General features: G+C 63.1%; 12 protein-coding genes. 9 read left to right on the plus strand and 3 right to left on the minus strand.

The window, feature by feature from the left end:
• Positions 1 to 41: 41 nt before the first annotated feature.
• Positions 42 to 1,046 (minus strand): GlxA family transcriptional regulator, encoded by a 1,005-nt coding sequence (locus tag BT179_RS15420; protein ID WP_092181767.1) that lies wholly within the window; start codon positions 1,044 to 1,046, stop codon positions 42 to 44.
• Between the two features lie 259 nt (positions 1,047 to 1,305).
• Here BT179_RS15420 and BT179_RS15425 point away from each other — a divergent pair, with 259 nt between their 5' ends.
• Positions 1,306 to 3,774, plus strand: a complete 2,469-nt coding sequence (locus tag BT179_RS15425) for a UvrD-helicase domain-containing protein (RefSeq protein ID WP_072431175.1) — start codon at positions 1,306 to 1,308, stop codon at positions 3,772 to 3,774.
• Between the two features lie 61 nt (positions 3,775 to 3,835).
• Here the strand turns inward: BT179_RS15425 and BT179_RS15430 are convergent, their stop codons facing one another.
• Together BT179_RS15430 and BT179_RS15435 are read right to left on the minus strand one after the other, a co-directional pair.
• The gene (locus BT179_RS15430; RefSeq protein ID WP_072398453.1) at positions 3,836 to 4,114 is read right to left on the minus strand and encodes a DUF1652 domain-containing protein; all 279 of its coding nucleotides are present in this window, start codon (positions 4,112 to 4,114) and stop codon (positions 3,836 to 3,838) included.
• Between the two features lie 193 nt (positions 4,115 to 4,307).
• Positions 4,308 to 5,771, minus strand: a complete 1,464-nt coding sequence (locus tag BT179_RS15435) for an MFS transporter (RefSeq protein ID WP_072398454.1) — start codon at positions 5,769 to 5,771, stop codon at positions 4,308 to 4,310.
• A gap of 134 nt (positions 5,772 to 5,905) precedes the next feature.
• On the opposite strand from BT179_RS15435, the gene BT179_RS15440 reads away from it, so the two are divergent.
• From BT179_RS15440 to BT179_RS15475, 8 genes are all read left to right on the plus strand, one after another.
• Positions 5,906 to 6,820 carry a LysR family transcriptional regulator gene (locus tag BT179_RS15440; RefSeq protein ID WP_072398455.1) on the plus strand — a complete coding sequence of 305 codons (915 nt, stop codon included), beginning with the start codon at positions 5,906 to 5,908 and terminating at the stop codon, positions 6,818 to 6,820.
• 403 nt (positions 6,821 to 7,223) lie between these two features.
• Complete coding sequence (locus BT179_RS15445; protein WP_072398456.1) at positions 7,224 to 8,681, plus strand: serralysin family metalloprotease; 1,458 nt, start codon at positions 7,224 to 7,226, stop codon at positions 8,679 to 8,681.
• Positions 8,682 to 8,781: 100 nt separating this feature from the next.
• Entirely contained in the window at positions 8,782 to 9,204 is a 423-nt protein-coding gene (locus tag BT179_RS15450) for an AprI/Inh family metalloprotease inhibitor (RefSeq protein WP_083568891.1), read from the plus strand.
• A gap of 194 nt (positions 9,205 to 9,398) precedes the next feature.
• A complete protein-coding gene (locus BT179_RS15455; RefSeq protein ID WP_072431177.1) occupies positions 9,399 to 11,174 on the plus strand; it encodes a type I secretion system permease/ATPase in 1,776 nt (591 codons plus the stop codon).
• Entirely contained in the window at positions 11,171 to 12,517 is a 1,347-nt protein-coding gene (locus BT179_RS15460; protein ID WP_072431178.1) for an HlyD family type I secretion periplasmic adaptor subunit, read from the plus strand. The genes BT179_RS15455 and BT179_RS15460 overlap by 4 nt, the downstream gene beginning before the upstream one ends.
• A 14-nt stretch (positions 12,518 to 12,531) precedes the next feature.
• Positions 12,532 to 13,875 (plus strand): TolC family outer membrane protein, encoded by a 1,344-nt coding sequence (locus BT179_RS15465; protein WP_072398460.1) that lies wholly within the window; start codon positions 12,532 to 12,534, stop codon positions 13,873 to 13,875.
• A gap of 121 nt (positions 13,876 to 13,996) precedes the next feature.
• Complete coding sequence (locus tag BT179_RS15470) at positions 13,997 to 17,017, plus strand: autotransporter serine protease (protein ID WP_256343848.1); 3,021 nt, start codon at positions 13,997 to 13,999, stop codon at positions 17,015 to 17,017.
• Between the two features lie 82 nt (positions 17,018 to 17,099).
• Positions 17,100 to 18,953, plus strand: a complete 1,854-nt coding sequence (locus tag BT179_RS15475; RefSeq protein ID WP_072431180.1) for a polyurethane esterase — start codon at positions 17,100 to 17,102, stop codon at positions 18,951 to 18,953.
• The last annotated feature ends 40 nt before the right edge of the window (positions 18,954 to 18,993 follow it).

An 18,993-nucleotide genomic window follows, 5' to 3' on the forward strand; every position in this document is an offset into this window, starting at 1 on the left:
AACCCTGAAATCCTGCCAGCATCGGGTCTGGCAGGCCGGGGTCAGCGGGAAAACCGTTGACGGTAGTCCCGTGGGGAAATCGAAAGGTGGCGCTGGAAGGTGAGGCGCATCCGCTCCTCGTCACCGAAGCCGCACGACCGGGCAATCTGGTCGATGTTGCGCTGGGAGTCTTCCAGCAGCCGTCGCGCGGCTTCCAGGCGGAACATCTCCACGGCCTTGGCCGGGGTATGTCCCGTGCGACGCTTGTAGACCCGGGCGAAATTGCGCGGACTCATCCGGGCCTGGCGAGCCAGTTGTTCGATGGTCAGGTCATCGTCCAGGTGCTGGCTGATCCAGACGTGCAGCTCGTCGAATCCGGCGCTGTCCCGGGTCTGCAATTGCAGCAGTTGGCTGAACTGCGCCTGTCCGCCGGGCCGCTTGAGAAACACCACCAGCTCCCGGGCCACTTGCAGCGCGACTTCGCGACCGCAGTCGGCTTCGACCAGGGCCAGGGCCATGTCGATGCCAGCACTGACGCCCGCCGAGGTCCATATCCGGTCCTGCTGGATGAAAATCGCGTCCAGGTCGACTTCGACCGCCGGGAAACCGTTCCTGAGCATCTCGCACATGGCCCAATGGGTGGCGGCCCGGCGCCCGTCGAGCAGGCCTGCCTGGGCCATCAGGAACGTGCCGCTGCATACCGATGCGGTGCGCCTGGCCTTGACCGAGGCGGCCCGCAGCCAATCCACCAGATCGACGCAGTCGATCATGGCCTGGCGGATATCGGGGGCGCCGGGCACGATCAAGGTATCGATAGGCGCCTCGTCGAAGCGGTGCAGGGCGCAGGTGTCCACGGCGAGGCCTTCGGCGGTTCGCATCAACCCGCCGTCGAGGCTCGCCGTGTGCACTGCGTAGCCGGGCAGGCCACGTTCAGTCATGGCCTTGGTAGCCGCCCAGAAGACGGTCTGGGCACCGGTCAGGTCCAGCAAGCCCATCTGCGGGTAGGCCAGGAAGACCAGGGTACGGGGCTGGCAGATCGAATCGCTGGCGACGACGTCATGGTTCATCTGGTTCATGCTGGCTTCGCAGTCCGTGATTGCCCAAGGGAAGGACAAGGTATCGAACGGCACGATACCGGATCGCCCCAATGCTCGTCGATTGCCCGTATCCGGCAGCCTTGCTTGAGGGACAGGCCCGCGGTGCTGGCGTTATCAAGGCACTTTCAGTTCATCGCCTAACCCTCTGACCTGCAAGCTTTTGAGTGGCACACAACGGCAAATCAAGACACCATAGCGCCCATGGTTCTGTACACCGGAGTTTTTCAGCGTGGCGCAACACTCTCCCGATCTTCCTTCCGAACTTCTACCCGTGGCCCAGATGCCGCTGCTCAAGCGCCTGGCCGCGCGCTTGTTCGGCCACGGCCTGACGCGGCTGCGAGCCCAGCACCGGGCATCGTGGTTGCACGGTCAGGCGGATGGTTTTCGTAGTGGTCATACCGCCGGTTTCGATTACGGATATCAGGAAGGCCGGGCCGAGGGGCTGGAAGAGGGGCGCCAGGTCCTGTTGATCCGTGACGCTCGCAGCACCGAGCACCCGGCGCCGAGAGTCGATGATCTGTTGTTCGATGACTGGCGCCTGCCCTTGACCGCTGAACTGAAGAAACGCATCAAGGCGGATGTGGCCCGATTACTGCCCGCCCACGCGCAGCCCAGTGCCGCGCAATGGAAGATGATTTTCAGCGACACACCGTCCACCTCGGTGGTGGCGGGGGCCGGTGCGGGCAAGTCCACGACCCTGGTACTGCGTATCGTGCTGCTGTCCCAATACCTGGGGTTCGAACTGGATTCGATGACCGTGGTGACCTTCACCCGCGAGTCACGCAAGGATTTCATCCAGAAACTGATCGAGGTTTTCGCCTTGTGGGGGCGTACGGTCAGTCTCAAGGAAGCGCGAGACCTGGTGCGGACCTTCCATTCGAGAATTCTGCCCATGGTGCGCAGCCTGCCGGGATTCGAACGGCTCCAGGCTTTCGAGACCCTGAGCCATCGCGCGGTGGCGGGCGATGACGATGAGGGCAATCCCTTTGACTTGCGCATCAATGATGCTCAACGCCAGCAGCTAAACGCCTGCTATCACCACCTTTACCAGCGCGATGAACGACTCCGTGAGCTGATCGGCTCGCTGTCCCGGCACGCCCTGCAACTCAAGGCCTTGGAGCGCGACCACCCCGATGTACAGAAACGCGTCGCCGTCACCGAACTTGCCGCCCAGCGTGACGAAGAGTTGTGCGATGCCATCGAGGACCTGTGGTTCCGCGCCGGGGCGTGGCCCATCAAGGGCATCGAGCCCAGGCGCCAGGCCTTCCAGATCAACGGCTCGACATTCCACTGCCATGGCTACATTGCCTCGCTGGATGCCTGGGTAATGCTGGGCTTCGACCCGCAGGAGGATGCCCGGCTCAGCCGACCGGGGGCACGCCTGGGCATCCGGGCGGAATGGGCTGTAAAGCGCACCCTGTTTCAAGCTTTCTGTCGTAAGCCATTGATATGGATAGAAAGTTATGAGTCTTCAAGGCGTGTTTTGAGTGCATTGGCTGGGGATGCCAGTGCCGGCCCTGGGTTCGACTATAAGGTCAAGGGCGAACTGGGGGCGGCACCGCTGCTGGATTGTTTCGTGGCCGCCGCCAGTTTCATCGAGAACCTTGGCATGGACGTTCCGGATGCGGTAGGACAGATGTGCTTCGCACAGGACGACCCCGACCGATACTTTTTCGAGGCACTGAGTCGTTTCTGGCGAGCCTTCGAAGACCATCTGCTCGACCAGTCGCCACCTGTGATGACCTACAACCGGATGTTCGCGCTGTTCAGCGAGCATTCACCGGAAAACTTCAGATTGCTGGGCGATGAGCACCTACGGCCCTTGTCGCACCTGATGATCGACGAGTTCCAGGACGTCTCGCCGCAGATCGTCTCCTGGCTTCGCGCCTGTCTTCGAGAAGTGCGCAGTCGTGGAGCGGCCATGCACGTGGGGCGCGCCGCGCAACGTTCGTCATTGCTGTGCGTGGGGGACGACTGGCAATCCATCTACGGCTGGCGCGGCAGCTCACCCAGTTACTTCATGGCGTTCACCAAGCAGTTTCCGTCGCCGGCGAACACCCGGGTCATGCTCACGGACAACTACCGCAGCCATCAATACATCATCGATGCGGCCGAGCACATCGTGCGGGCCGCCGCCGCCATCCCCGGCAAGAAAGCCAAGGCCAGCGGCAAGCCTTCGGTACCCAGCCCGGTTGCGGTGCTCGATCGCGACGACGAGGGCATGGCCCGCAAGCTGGAAGAACATTATCGCAAGGGCGATTCAATCTTGATGTTGTATCGAAAAACAAGCGATAAGCTTTTGATAGAAAAGCATATTCAGCCAATAGTTAATGTGGATTCTAGCTTGCCGCATCCGGCTCGCCGCTTGCGCCAGATGACCTATCACAGTGCTAAAGGGCTACAGGCGGATGCGGTATTCCTGCTTGGTGACTGCCAGCACCTGAGCAGCTCGCCCTACAAGAATCAGGTCTACCGAATGGCCGGGCTGGGACAGGACGGGGATGCCGAACCGTACGATACGGCGCAGAAAGACGAGATCCTGCGCCTGGCCTACGTGGGGATCACACGAGCAGTGCAGCACTGCTACTGGTACGTCGACGGGCAGGAAGGCCAGGCCGCCAACGCGCCCAGGGCCTCGGATCGCATCGGAACGGGCAAGGCCTTCTTTGCCGACCAGCGTCGCGCCCGGGGTGGGTGACGGTTCGCCAGGGTGTGAAACCGTCGCCCACAAAAAAGCCCACTGGCGTGGGCTTTTTTCGTCAGGATGCAAATCGCCTCAAGCCAACGGGAGGCACAAAGGCTTCCAGCTCCGCTTCCACCGCCTCGATGATTCGCTCCACATCGGGAGCGTTCATCACGGTCGCGCAGGGAATGCCCGCAATCGCGATCATGGTTTCGCCGCTGGCGCGGTCGAACAGACGGGCCACCATGCTGCCCGGGGCGTCCATACTGGCCTCGAAACCCATGGGATGGAAATGCCAACGCATCAACTGGCAGGCGTTGGGAAACGTAACCTTGCCGGACGATCCTCTATTCATCTGTTGCCCGCCCTCTTCATCAAGCGCTTCCTTTTGCTCATGTCAGGAAGGAAGAACCATCATGGCTCTACCAGTGAGACCTAAAAATAGCACCTGAAAATGAATGTCATGTGGCTTTTTTCAGTCCATTTTGCGATTGGTTCACTTTTTTTTGATCTGCATCATGACTTGGGCATTGGAAATCATATTGCCATCATTGGCGGGGTGGGGACGCTTCAACCTCCCGAAACGGCTCTGGGACGCGGCTTCGCAAGGCAATGCCCAAAGCCAGGACCAGCAATAATGAAGCGACGGCGAAGGTGAAATTCAGGCCGTTGGTGACCGCTTGGGCAGTGGCCGCGCCGATACCGTTCGTCGGCAGCGCGGCGGCGAAGACCGCGCCGAGCACCGAAGCGCCGGTGAAGAACCCCAGATTGCGCGACAGGTTGAGCAGCGCGGAGATGACGCCACGCCTGCTGGCGGGGATTTCGGCCATCACCGCTGTGTTGTTGGCGGTCTGACACAGTGCGTAGCCCACGGTGGTCACCATGATCGTCGCGATGTAGCCGGTCGTTCCCAAAGACGCTGACAACAGCGTCAGCCCGACGCAGCCGAGCAGCATGATCGCCAGCCCGATCAACCGTATCGTGCCCGCGCCGAACCGGTCCACCAGGCGCCCGGCAGGCACCCCGCTCAACGCGGTTGTGACGGGTCCGACGGCCAGGGCCAGCCCCACCTGGGTCGCCGGTAGGCCAAGGGCGATGGCCAGGTAGAACGGCCCCACCAGCAGGGTCGCCATCATCACCGTCGCCACCAGGGCGTTGGTGGCCAGGCCACCGACCATGGGGCGATCACGCAACAGCCCCAGGGGAATCAATGGCGATATGGCTTGCTTCTGGACCCGGATGAACAACCCCACGCACAGGGCGGCCAGCGCCAGCAAGGCGGCATGAGTCCCGTCGAAATGCCCGCGACCCTGGGTCATGGCCAGCGCGTAGGCGCCCAGGGCCATCGCCAGCAACACCGTGCCGGGGATATCGAAGCGGATGCTGTCGGTGCTGGTCGCGCTGGCGCGTGCAGGCAGGAAGCGCCAGGCGAGCAGCAGCGTCAGCAGCCCCAAGGGGACGTTCAGCAGGAAGATCGCCTGCCAGCCGAACCCCTCGATCAGCGTGCCCCCCAGGGAAGGGCCAAGGGCCGTACCCACCGCCGACAGGGTGCCCAGCAGCCCCATGGCGCTGCCGGTCCGGTCCTTGTCGACCAATTCGCCCACCAGGGCCAGGGTCAACGTCATCATGATGGCCGCCCCCAGGCCTTGAAAGGCTCGTCCCGCGACCAGCCACCCCAGGGACGGTGCGAGGCCGCACACGGCTGAGGCCAGGGTAAACAGCAGGATCCCGGCCAGCAGCAGTCTGCGTCGCCCCAGCAAGTCCCCCAGGCGCCCGACGCTGACGATCAAGGTGGTGATCGCCAGCAGATAAGCCAGCACCACCCATTGCACCGCCTGAAACGATGCATTCAGCCCGTGGGCCAGCGCCGGCAAGGCCACTGCAGCGACACTGGCGCCGAGAGAAGCCAGGAGCGTCGCCAGCGCAAGGCTGGACAGCGCCCAGCGTGGCCAGGCCGTGGTCCGAGGAGATGTGTCGAGTGGCGGGCACTGTTGCGTATTGACTGGCTTCATCGCGGTTCCTCTGTCTGCGGCTTTCCTGAAATGGAGCTGTCAGAACGGTACGCCCAGGCTTAACATGGCGGAAGACGCAGCATTTGCACTTTATAGCTGCATACGACGCCATCTCTTAGTACAGGGCCGTGCGAATGTCCGTTCCAGACCTCAACCTGCTGATCACCCTCGATGCATTGCTGTCGGAGGGCAGTGTGGCCCGTGCCGCCAAGCGGCTGCGGCTCAGCCCGTCGGCGATGAGCCGGGCACTGGCACGGTTGCGGGACACCTTGGCAGACCCGCTGCTGGTGCGGGCCGGGCGAGGGTTGGTCCCCACGCCACGGGCGCTGGCGTTGCGCGAGCAGGTCGCACAGTTGGTACAGGATGCCCAGGCTGTGCTGCGCCCCGTGCAGATTCCGGACCTGCGACGGTTGAGCCGGACCTTCACCTTGCGCACCCGTGAAGGGTTCGTGGAAAACTTCGCGGCGGACCTCATCGCCCGCATCGCCGAGCAGGCGCCTGGCGTGCGGTTGCGCTTCGTGGACAAGGCCAACAAGGACAGCACGGCCCTGCGCGAGGGCAGCGTGGACCTGGAAACCGCTGTCGTGGACCAGGACACCGGCCCCGAATTGAGAACCCAGGCGTTGTTCACAGACCGTTTCGTCGGGGTGGTGCGCGTGGGGCATCCGCTGAGCCTGGCCCAGGTCAGCGTCGCCGACTACGTGGCGGGCGGGCATATCGGGGTTTCCCTGCGCGACCTCGATCACGGCCCCATCGACCGCGCGCTGGCAGCGTCGAACCTGTCGCGAGACATCGCTATCACGGTCCCCGGGTTTTCCACGGCCCTGGGGCTTGCCGGTGCCAGCGACCTGATCGCCACCGTGCCCGAACGCTACACGGAGCGGCTTCGCGTCGGCTTGCACAGTTTTGCGCTGCCGTTTGCGGTGCCGTCCTTCACGATAGCCATGCTCTGGCACCCACGGATGGAGGCCGACCCCGGGCATCGTTGGCTTCGAGGTTGCCTGCGAGAAGTCTGCGCGGCGAAAGTCGGTGAACACGAAAAGCCTTGATGCTCCTTACATGCGTTGAAAACCGCCTCGCCTGACCTTCGTCCCAAGAGTTTTCGTAGAGTGCTTGGTAGATATTGATTAATAGCGTTTCGCTGGCACTTAGTTGTTGAAACTGCGACGGGTTTCGCCAAGTCGTGTTTATCGATATTTAATATTTAAATAGGATTTTGTCCGACAATCCTAAACGAAATTCGATAAGCGCCCGTATTAACGGGGACAGCGCCGCGTACCCGGCTTAGTTGCTTGAACGGGTGCTTTGCGGATTCGAAAAAAATTCGCTAGACGTTTGATTTCGAATTGTGTCAGTTTTCTTGCGTCCTCAATTGGGCGAGTGATTGGACGATCTCGCCAGAGATTGTCTGTCTGACAAAAACTGTTCCATTGCAAACAAGGAAGTGTGTTTATGTCGAAAATCAAAACCAGCGCCATTGATTCTGCCGATCAACTCCTGTGGGCTCCGCAGCCCTTGGCCGCCCCCAGTACCGCATTCAACCAGATCAATAATTTCAGCCATCAATATGACCGGGGTGGGGACCTGACCATCAACGGCAAGCCTTCGTATTCCGTGGATGAAGCCGCCACCCAGTTGCTGCGTGATGGCGCGGCCTACCAGGATCGGGACGGCAGCGGCAAGATCGAGCTGACCTATACCTTTCTGACCTCTGCCTCCTCGAGCACCATGAACAAGCACGGGATCAGCGGTTTCAGCCAGTTCAGCGCCCAGCAGAAAGGCCAGGCGGTCCTGGCCATGCAGTCCTGGGCGGATGTTGCCAACGTCACGTTTACCGAAAGGGCCAGCGGCGGCGACGGCCACATGACCTTCGGCAACTACAGCAGCGGCCAGGACGGTGCGGCGGCCTTCGCCTACCTCCCTGGTACCGGCGCGGGGTATGACGGGACGTCCTGGTACCTGATCAACAGCAGCTACACCCAGAACAAGAACCCGGACCTCAACAACTACGGTCGCCAGACCCTGACCCACGAGATCGGCCACACCCTTGGCCTGGCCCACCCCGGCGACTACAACGCCGGTGAAGGCAGCCCGTCCTACGATGATGCCACGTATGCCGAGGACACCCGCGGCTACAGCCTCATGAGCTACTGGAGTGAAAGCAATACCGACCAGAACTTCAGCAAGGGCGGGGTCGAGGCCTATGCTTCCGGACCGTTGATGGACGACATCGCCGCCATCCAGAAACTCTACGGGGCCAACACCAGCACCCGTACCGGCGATACGACCTACGGCTTCAATTCCAATACCGGTCGCGATTTCCTCAGCGCTTCGTCATCGTCGGACAAGGTGGTGTTTTCGGTATGGGACGCGGGCGGACGCGATACGCTGGACTTCTCCGGCTTCACCCAGAACCAGAAGATCAATCTCAACGATGCCTCGTTCTCTGACGTTGGCGGCATGGTCGGCAACGTGTCCATCGCCCAGGGCGCAACCATCGAAAACGCCATTGGCGGCTCGGGCAGCGACCTGCTGATCGGCAATGAAGTGGCCAACGAGCTCAAGGGTGGTGCCGGCAGCGACATCCTGTGGGGCGCGGGCGGCGCGGACAAGCTGTGGGGCGGTTCGGGCTCGGACACCTTCGTGTTCGCGGCCAGTTCCGACTCGCGTCCGGGCGCCACGGACCAGATCCTCGATTTCGTCAGTGGCCTGGACAAGATCGACCTGACGGGCATCACCAACGGCGCAGGCCTGCATTTCGTCAATGCCTTCACCGGTGCGGCGGGCGATGCGGTGCTCTCGACCTCGGGTGGCAATAGCGTACTGGCGGTGGACTTCTCCGGCCATGGCGTGGCTGACTTCCTGGTCAGCACCGTCGGCCAGGCAGCCGTCTCGGACATCGTGGCCTGATATCGCTACCCTGGGGCGCTGGCGCTGGTCGTGTTGAAGACGCACGGCTGGCGCCAGCCCCCAGGGGCAGCGTTGGAATCAAGAAATGAGTAGAAATTCCATGCACCGTAGCGCCCCGGCAATCGCCTGGCTACTCGCTACCTCGCTATCGCTTTTTGGAGAAGTCGCCATGGCACGCAGCCTGTTGCTAGCAGAACCCTCACAGTTGGCTGGTGTCTGGCGGGCCGTCTTGTCTGGCCCCCAGGAAAATGCGCCGGCCCAGGCATTGCAGGACAAACCGTCCAACACTTGCACGATCGAGCTCAACGCGGACCAGAGCCTGGGCGGCCAGACCGATTGCCTGGGTCACTGGCTCGGAGATGAACCGGTGCATTGGTTCCCCGAACCCGATGGGCTTTCGCTGATCGGCAAACACAATGCCCGGACACATCTGGGATTGCGCCAGACGGACCATTACCAGGTGACGCTGAAATCCGGATTGAAAATCCTGCTTGAACGCGATATCCCGCAAAGCGCGCGTTAAATCGTTCGTACAATATCGCCGATTTGCACTCGCTTGTTTAAACAGGTGCGAACAGGGGTGTGTGCCACTTGAATGAGTAGGGTTTGCACGAAAAATCGCCGAGGGACGATCAGGCACTTTTCGTACAAAGCCTGGAAGATTGGCAAGTTGCAGAGTTATCAACTCACTGGCAAAGCCAACAGCAAGGAAGATCGATGAACATGGCAAGGAGCGCTGCCGCGCTGCCGCTGATTAAAGCGCTGGGCGATTATAAGAATATTCTGTTGAGTGTCGGTTGTTTTACTGCGCTGATTAATGTCCTGATGCTGGCACCTTCGATATATATGCTTCAGGTGTACGATCGCGGGCTGTCTTCGCAAAACGAAACCACATTGGTGATGTTGTCGTTGATGGTGGTGGGGTTTTTCGTGTTCATCGGGCTGTTGGAAATGGTCCGCAGTTTCATCGTCATCCGCATTGGCAGCCAACTGGAGCGGCGCTTCAACCTCCAGGTCTACAAGGCCGCGTTCGAGCGCAACCTGTTCCAGGGCGAAGGCAACGCCGGCCAATCCCTGGGCGACCTGACCCATATTCGCCAGTTCGTCACCGGGCCGGCGCTGTTCGCCTTCTTCGATGCACCGTGGTTCCCGATCTATCTACTGGTGATCTACCTGTTCAATGTCTGGCTCGGCGTGTTCGCCACCGTCGGCACTTTGTTGCTTATCGGTCTGGCCTGCCTGAACGAAATCATGACCAGCAAGCCGTTGGGGCAGGCCAGCGGTTATTCGCAGCAGTCCAGCCAATTGGCCACCAGCCACCTGCACAACGCCGAATCCATCCAGGCCATGGGCATGCTCGACGCCTTGCGCAATCGTTGGTTTGCTGTGCACTCGCGTTTTCTCGGCCTGCAGAACCAGGCCAGCGATACTGGCGCGGTGATCAGCGCCTTCAGCAAGACCCTGCGCCTGTGCCTGCAATCCCTGGCACTGGGATTGGGCGCGGTGCTGGTGATCAAGGGCGACATGACCGCCGGCATGATGATCGCCGGCTCGATCCTGATGGGCCGGGTGCTGAGCCCCATCGATCAGTTGATTGCAGTATGGAAGCAGTGGAGCGGTGCCAAATTGGCTTATCGCCGTCTGGATGCGTTGTTGCGCGCCTATCCGCCTCAGGACGACACGATGCCATTGCCACCGCCCAAGGGCCAGGTGAGCTTCGAACAGGTCAGCGCCGGGCCTCCCGGACGACGCAAGGCGACCTTGCATCACGTCAGCTTCGGTCTCGCCGCCGGGGAAGTGCTCGGGGTGCTGGGCGCCTCGGGGTCCGGCAAGTCCACCCTGGCCCGGGCGCTGGTGGGGGTATGGCCGCTCCTGGGGGGCACGGTGCGGCTCGACGGGGCCGATATCCATCGCTGGAACCGCGACCAGCTGGGCCCGTACATCGGCTACCTGCCCCAGGACATCGAGCTGTTCAGCGGCACCATCGCCGAGAATATCGCCCGGTTTCGCGAGGCCGATCCGCAGAAGGTCGTTGCCGCCGCGCAGCAGGCCGGCGTGCATGAGCTGATCCTGCGCATGCCCCAAGGCTACGACACGCTGCTTGGAGAGGACGGCGGCGGCTTGTCGGGTGGCCAGAAACAACGGGTGGCCCTGGCCCGGGCGATGTACGACCGGCCGAGCCTGGTGGTGCTCGACGAGCCCAACTCCAACCTCGACACCGTCGGCGAGGCCGCCCTGGCCAGCGCCATTGCCCTGATGAAAGCCCAGGGCACCAGTGTCGTCCTGGTGACCCATCGCTCTTCGGCCCTGGCCCAGGCCGACAAGCTACTGGTGCTCAACGAAGGCCGGCTCCAGGCCTTCGGTCCGAGCCAGGACGTGCTGCGAGAGCTGTCCGGACAAACCCAGGCTCCACGGGATAAGCCCCCGGCAGCGCCCAGCGGAGTGAGCATGAGCCGCCAGTATCACGCCAACCGCCAGCCCGGCAGCGTATGAACAAGGATCGCGATATGAGCCTCGAACATTCTTCGCGCTCGGGACAACACCTCGAGCGTCCCGAACGCGACGCCCGTTTTTTTACCCGCATGGGCTGGGCATTGGCGCTCATCGGCGCGGGCAGTTTTTTCACCTGGGCCAGCCTGGCGCCCCTGGACCAGGGCATCGCCGTGCAAGGCACCGTGGTGGTCTCAGGCAAGCGCAAGGCCGTGCAGTCGATGAGCAGCGGCGTGGTGAGCCGGATCCTGGTGCGTGAAGGCGAGGCGGTCAGGCAGGGCCAGGCGCTGTTCCGGCTTGACCAGACCCAGGCCGCTGCCGATGTGCAATCGCTGCAGGCCCAGTACCGCATGGCCCGGGCCAGCCTGGCGCGCTGGCAAAGCGAGCGGGACAACCTGGGCCAGGTCAGCTTCCCGTCAGAGTTGGGCGATGACCTTGATCCCCGCCTGGCGTTGGTGCTCGAAGGCCAGCGCCAGCTGTTCAGCAGCCGCCGCGAGGCCTTTGCCCGGGAGCAGGCCGCGTTGCGCGCCAGCATCGATGGCGCCACGGCGCAACTGGCGGGCATGCGTCGGGCTCGCAGCGACTTGAGCGCCCAGGCCGATTCACTGCGTTCGCAACTGAGTAACCTGCAACCCCTGGCGGACAATGGTTACATCCCGCGCAATCGCTTGCTGGAGTACCAGCGGCAATTGTCGCAGGTACAGCAGGAGCTGGCCCAGAACGCCGGTGAAAGCGGCCGGGTGGAGCAGGGCATCGTCGAGTCGCGCCTGAAGCTGCAACAGCATGGCGAGGAATACCAGAAGGAAGTGCGCAGCCAGTTGGCCGATGCCCAGCTCAAGAGCGAAACCCTGCAACAGCAATTGAAATCCGCCGGCTTCGAGCTGCAACACAGCGAGATCCTTGCCACCGCCGACGGCATCGCCGTCAACCTCGGGGTGCACACCGAAGGGGCGGTGGTGCGCCAGGGCGATACCTTGCTGGAAATCGTGCCCCAGGGCACGCGGCTGGAGGTGGAAGGGCATCTGCCGGTCAACCTGGTCGACAAGGTGGGGCTTCATCTGCCGGTGGACATCCTCTTCACCGCCTTCAACCAGAACCGCACCCCCAGGGTCGCGGGCGAAGTCAGCCTGGTCTCGGCCGACCAGATGCTCGATGAGAAGACCGGCGAGCCGTATTACGTGCTGCGCAGCAATGTCGGCGAGCAGGCGCTGGAAAAGCTCAATGGCCTGGTGATCAAGCCTGGTATGCCGGCGCAGATGTTCGTGCGCACCGGCGAGCGCTCGCTGCTCAACTACCTGTTCAAACCGCTGCTCGACCGAGCCGGCTCTGCGTTGACCGAAGAATAAGGATGTCCGGTGGCATGAAGTATTTCCAGTGGTTGGCGGTGCTGGCTGTTTCCGCCTGCGGCAACGTCTGGGCCATGGGGCCATTCGAGATCTATGAGCAGGCCCTGCGCAACGACCCGGTCTACCTCGGGGCTATCAAGGAACGCGACGCGGGCCTGGAGAACCGCGCCATCGGCCGTGCGGGGCTGCTGCCTCACCTGGGTTACAGCTATAACAAGGGGCGTAACCGATCCAAGGTGACCTATCTCAATGACCACGGCGCCAGTCAGCATGACAATCGCAACTACAGCAGCTACGGCTCCAGCCTGACCTTGCAACAGCCGCTGCTGGACTACGAGGCCTACGCGGCCTATCGCAAGGGTGTGGCGCAGGCATTGTTCGCCGATGAAAATTTCCGCAGCAAGAGCCAGGAGCTCCTGGTGCGGGTGCTGAGCCATTACACCCAGGCGCTGTTCGCCCAGGATCAGATCGACATCGCCCAGGCCAAGAAACGGGCGTTCGAACAGCAGTTCCGGCAGAACGAACACATGTTTCGCCAGGGCGAAGGCACGCGCACCGACATCCTCGAGGCCGAGTCGCGATACGAGCTGGCCATTGCCGAAGAAATCGAAGCCCGCGACGAGCAGGATGCCGCCTTGCGTGAGCTTGGCGCGCTGATCGGTGTGCCGGCGCTGGACATCGGCGACCTGGCGCCACTGAACGAGACCTTCCAGGTGTTCACCCTGCAACCGGCCAGTTTCGACAGCTGGCATGGCCTGGCGGTGAGCAACAACCCGACCCTGGCTTCCCAGCGCCAGGCGGTAGATGTGGCCCGCTTTGAAGTGGAACGCAACCGCGCCGGACACCTGCCCACCATCAGCGCCTATGCAACGATGCGCCAGAACGAGTCCGAAAGCGGCAACACCTATAACCAGCGCTACGACACCAACACCATCGGCCTGGAAGTCAGCGTGCCGTTGTATGCCGGCGGCGGGGTCTCGGCGTCGACCCGCCAGGCCAGCCGCAACATGGAACAGGCCGAATACGAGCTGGATGCCAAGACCCGCGAAACCCTGATCGAGCTGCGCCGCCAGTTCAGCGCCTGTGTGTCGGGGGCGAACAAGCTGCGGGCCTACCAGAAAGCCCTGAGTTCCGCCGAAGCGCTGGTGGTGTCCACCCGGCAGAGCATCCTGGGCGGCGAACGGGTCAACCTCGATGCGCTCAATGCCGAACAGCAGCTCTACACCACACGCCGCGACCTGGCCGAGGCCCGCTATGACTACCTCATGGCCTGGACCAAGTTGCACTACTACGCCGGCACCCTGGGGGAACAGGACCTGGCGAAAGTGGACGAGGCCTTCGTGACACGGGGGCAATAGCCGACCAAGGCAACCCAAGGATTCTTGCAACAACTAAGGATGGTTCGTGATGAAGACCGATAACAAGAAATACCCCTCGCTACCGGGGCGCCTGTTCCTGCCCAGGACGCTCAACCGCGCCATGCTCTGCGCCCTGGCTACCCTGGCCACGGCCCAGGCGGCGCCCTACGTCGAGGGTGGCCGGCCCGGGGATCCGGCCAGTTGGCGCAGCGCCGAATTCGATGCGCAGTGGGGGCTTGGGGCGATCAATGCACAGCAGGCCTACGCCGCCGGCTACACTGGCAAGGGCGTCAAGCTGGGTATCTTCGATCAACCGGTCTATGCCGCCCACCCGGAATTCTCCGGCACCGACAAGGTGGTGACCCTGGTCACCAGCGGCATTCGCGAATACACCGACCCGTACATTCCGGTGAAGGCCGGCGACCCGTTCCGCTATGACGGCTCTCCCACGGTGGGCTCCGATGGCAAGCTCGGCTCCCATGGTACCCACGTCGGCGGGATCGCCGCCGGCAGCCGCGATGGCGGGTCGATGCACGGCGTGGCGTTCGATGCGCAGATCATCAGCGCCGATAACGGCGACCCGGGGCCTGAAGACGGCATTATCCGGGGCAACGATGGCGCGGTGTACAAGGCCGGTTGGGATGCGCTGATTGCCAGCGGGGCTCGGATCATCAACAACAGCTGGGGCATCGGCATCACTGACCGCTTCGACCAGGGCGGCCGTGACCCGGCATTTGCGCATTTCACCGTGCAGGATGCGCAGTTGCAGTTCGACCAGATCGAACCGCTGCTGGGTACCCGGGCCGGGGGCGCCTACGAAGGGGCCATCGCCGCGGCACGCAGCGGGATCGTCACCGTCTTCGCCGCCGGCAACGACTACAACCTCAACAACCCCGACGCCATCGCGGGCCTGGCGTACTTCGTGCCGGACATCGCCCCCAACTGGCTGACGGTGGCGGCCCTGCAGATCAACCCTGACACCAGCAGTGCCGACCCGTACACCATCAGCACCTTCTCTTCGCGCTGTGGCTATACCGCCAGTTTCTGCGTTTCGGCACCGGGCACCCGGGTCTACAGCGCCGTGATCGGCGGCACCAGCCTGGACGACCTGACCGTGGGCTACGCCAACAAGAGCGGTACGTCCATGGCCGCGCCCCATGTGGCCGGCAGCGTGGCGGTGCTGATGGAGCGTTTCCCCTACATGACCGGTGCCCAGGTGGCCAGCGTCTTGCGCACCACGGCCACGGACATGGGCGCGCCGGGTGTCGACGCGCTGTACGGCTGGGGCATGATCAACCTGGGCAAGGCCATCGACGGGCCGTCGATGCTGGTGACCGCGCAGGATATACCCCAAGCGTTTCGGGTCGATGGCGCCTATGGCTCCGGCCAGTTCGTCGCGAATCTGCCGGGGATCGGCGCGGTCATCGATGCAGGCCTGCCCACCCAGCGAGTGTGCAGTGGCATACAGTGCGGCCTGGATGTCTGGCGCAACGATATTTCCGGGCACGGCGGCCTGACCAAGGAAGGCATCGGCACCCTGGTGCTCACCGGTAACAACACTTACAGCGGACCGACCCTGGTCAACGAAGGGCGGCTGGCGGTCACCGGCTCCCTGGCCTCGGCCGTGACCGTGAACGAGGGCGGTATCCTCGGCGGCAACGGTCGCATCGCCAGCCTGACGGCGAACCGCGGCGCCAGCGTGGCACCGGGCAACTCCATCGGCACCTTGCAGGTGGCCGCAGACGTGACCTTCGAGCCCGGCTCGAATTACGCGGTAGAGGTGTCTCCTGTCTCCAGCGACCTGATCGTTGCCGGCGGCAAGGCCATCATCGACGGGGCGACGGTATCCCTGTCTCTGGAAAACAGCCCGACACTGCTCACCGCCGGTGAAGTGAAAAGCCTGCTGGGCCGGCAATTCAACATCCTGCAGGCGGCCGGCGGCATTGAAGGGCGCTTCGATCAGGTGTTGCCCGACTATGCGTTCCTGGGCGGCGACCTGGCGTATTCCGCCAGTGGCATCCAGTTGGCGGTGGCGCGCAACGCGACCTCCTTCAGCAGCCTTGGCCTGACGCCCAACCAGCGCGCCGTGGCGAGCGCAGCCGAGCAATTGGGGGCGGGCAACGCCTTGTATGAAGCGTTGTTGCTGTCCCCCAGCGCCGCGGTGGCGCAACAGGCATTCCAACAGCTGTCCGGCGAGATCCACCCGGCCATCGGCACGTTGCTGATCAATGACAGCCGTCATCTGCGCGACGCGGTGACCGACCGGTTGCGTCAGGACGCGCTGTACGACGCCGCCGCGCCGACCGATGCCGGCAGCAATGCCTGGGTCAAGGTCCTGGGAGCCTGGGGCAAAAGCGACGGCGGCAACGAAAACGCCAGTTCCACCAGCTCCATTGGCGGTCTGCTGGCCGGTGTGGATGGCCTGGTCGCCGACGGGACGCGGCTGGGCTTCGTCACCGGGTACAGCGACAGTTCGTTGAGCATGGGGGATGGCACCCACTCGTCAGCCAAGGCAGACAGCTATCACCTAGGGGCGTACCTGGGGCATGAGATCGATGCCCTGCGCCTGACGGTGGGTGGTGCCTACGCCTGGCATCGCATCGATGTCCAGCGCGACCTGCAATTCAACGAGGTGAACGGCCGGGAGAAAACCAAGCGTGATGCCCGCACCGCCCAGTTCTTCACCGAGGCGGCGTATCGCCTTGATCTTGAACCCGTGGCCCTGGAGCCGTTCGCCAACCTGGCCTATGTGCACCTGGACAGCGACAGCTTCCATGAGAAGGGCGACGCCGCGGCCTTGCGTGCCGGTGACGACCGTCGCGACGCGCTGCTGTCGACGCTGGGCGTGCGGGCCGGGCATACCCTGGCGTTGTCCAGGACGCAGCAGTTGCAGCTGTCCGGAACCCTCGGCTGGCAGCACAACCTGAGCGACACCCGTTCCGAGCAGGACCTGGCGTTCGTCGGCGGTGGCAGCACCTTCGCGGTGCAGAGCGTGTCCATGGACCGCAACGCGGCGGTGGTGGGGGCCCGTGCCGGGCTGGCGGTGGCCAAGGACGTCCAGCTCAACCTGGACTACAACGGCCTGCTCGGTTCCCGGGACAAGAACCACGGCGTCGGCCTGACGCTGGACTGGCGCTTCTGAAAACGTTGCCCGGCCGCTGCTGTGCGAGCGCGTCGGGCAAGGCATATCCACTCATTCCAACAACAAAAAGAGTGCAACAACCATGGGAATCTACGACTACAAGAACTTCGGCACCATCGAATCGAAGGCATTGGTCAGCGATGCGATGGCGATCATGCTGTATTCCTATCACAACCTCGACCACGGTTTTGCCGCCGGGTACCAGCAGAACGGCTTCGGCGCCGGCCTGCCCGCGACCTTGGTGACGGCCCTGCTGGGAGGCACCGACTCCCAAGGGGTGATTCCCGGCGTGCCATGGAATCCCGACTCGGAAAAGCTGGCCCTGGAAGCGCTGCAAAAGGCCGGCTGGACCCCCATCAGCGCCTCCCAGTTGGGCTATGCCGGCAAGGTGGACGGCCGGGGAACGTTCTTTGGCGAGAAGGCCGGCTATACCACCGCCCAGGTGGAAATCCTCGGCAAGTACGATGCCGACGGGCAGCTCAAGGAAATCGGGATTTCCTTTCGCGGCACCAGCGGTCCTCGTGAAAACCTGATCAGCGACTCCATCGGCGATGTAATCCATGATGTGATGGCCGCGCTGGGCCCCAAGGACTTCGCCAGAAACTATGTCGGCGAAGCCTTCGGCAACCTGCTCGGCGATGTCGCGGCATTTGCCCGGGCCCATGGCCTGACAGGCGAAGACGTACTGGTCAGCGGCCACAGCCTGGGCGGGCTGGCGGTCAACAGCCTGGCGGACCTGAGCGGCGACAAGTGGGGGGGCTTCTACAGCGGCGCGAACTACATCGCCTATGCATCACCCACCCAAAGCGCCAGTGACAAGGTCTTGAACATCGGTTACGAGAACGACCCGGTGTTCCGGGCGCTGGACGGCTCGACGTTCAACCTGTCGTCGGTGGGGGTACATGACGCGCACCAGGACTCGGCGACCAACAACATCGTCAGCTTCAACGACCATTACGCCTCGGCGGCATGGAACGTGCTGCCGTTTTCCATCCTCAACATCCCGACCTGGATTTCCCACCTGCCCACGGGCTACGGCGACGGCATGGGGCGGATAATGGACTCCGCGTTCTATGACCTCACCGGCAAAGACTCTACCATCGTGGTCGCCAACCTCTCGGACCCGGCACGCGGTAATACGTGGGTGCAGGACCTCAATCGCAACGCCGAGGCTCATACGGGCAGCACTTTGATCATCGGCAGCGACAAGGATGACCTGATCCAGGGCGGGCAGGGCAGCGATTACCTGGAGGGACGCGCCGGCAATGACACCTTTCGCGACAGTGGCGGCTACAACGTGATCCTGGGCGGTCAGGGCAACAACACCTTGCAGCTGCAACAGTCGGTGAAGGATTTCAGTTTCGCCCATGATGGGGCGGGAACGCTGTACGTGCGTGACGCCCATGGGGAGATCAGCATGACCCGCGACATCGGCACGCTGGTGAGCAAGGAGTCCGGCTCGTTCTGGGGGCTGCTCAAGGATCAGGTGAGCCACAGCGTCACCGCGAACGGCCTGGTCAGCGATGGCCATGTCACCGCGTATGCGTCAGCGGTCAAGGGCGGTGCGGCCAACGATACCCTGGCGGCCCGGGCGACAGGCGACTGGCTGTTCGGCCTGGACGGCGACGATGTGCTGGTGGGCGGCGCGGGGAACGACACCTTCGTGGGCGGTTCGGGCAACGACGTGATGCAGTCCGGTGGCGGACAGGACACGTTTATCTTCAATGGCGCGTTCGGCCAGGACCGCATCAGCGGGTATGATGCCGGCGACACACTGGTGTTCCTGGGCGTCCAAGGCGCCGGCGCGGGTTACGACTACCGCCAGCACCTGTCGCAGGTGGGCAACGACACCTTGCTCAAGGTAGGCGACAGCTCCGTGACCCTGGTGGGTGTCGGACTGGCCCAGGTAGGAGGCGACGGCCTTGTGTTCGCCTGATTGACTTGATTCGAGGAAGACGTGAGAGGGGGCATCGACC

Origin of the sequence: Pseudomonas sp. NFACC43, from assembly GCF_900119645.1 — a bacterium.
GTDB lineage: Bacteria > Pseudomonadota > Gammaproteobacteria > Pseudomonadales > Pseudomonadaceae > Aquipseudomonas.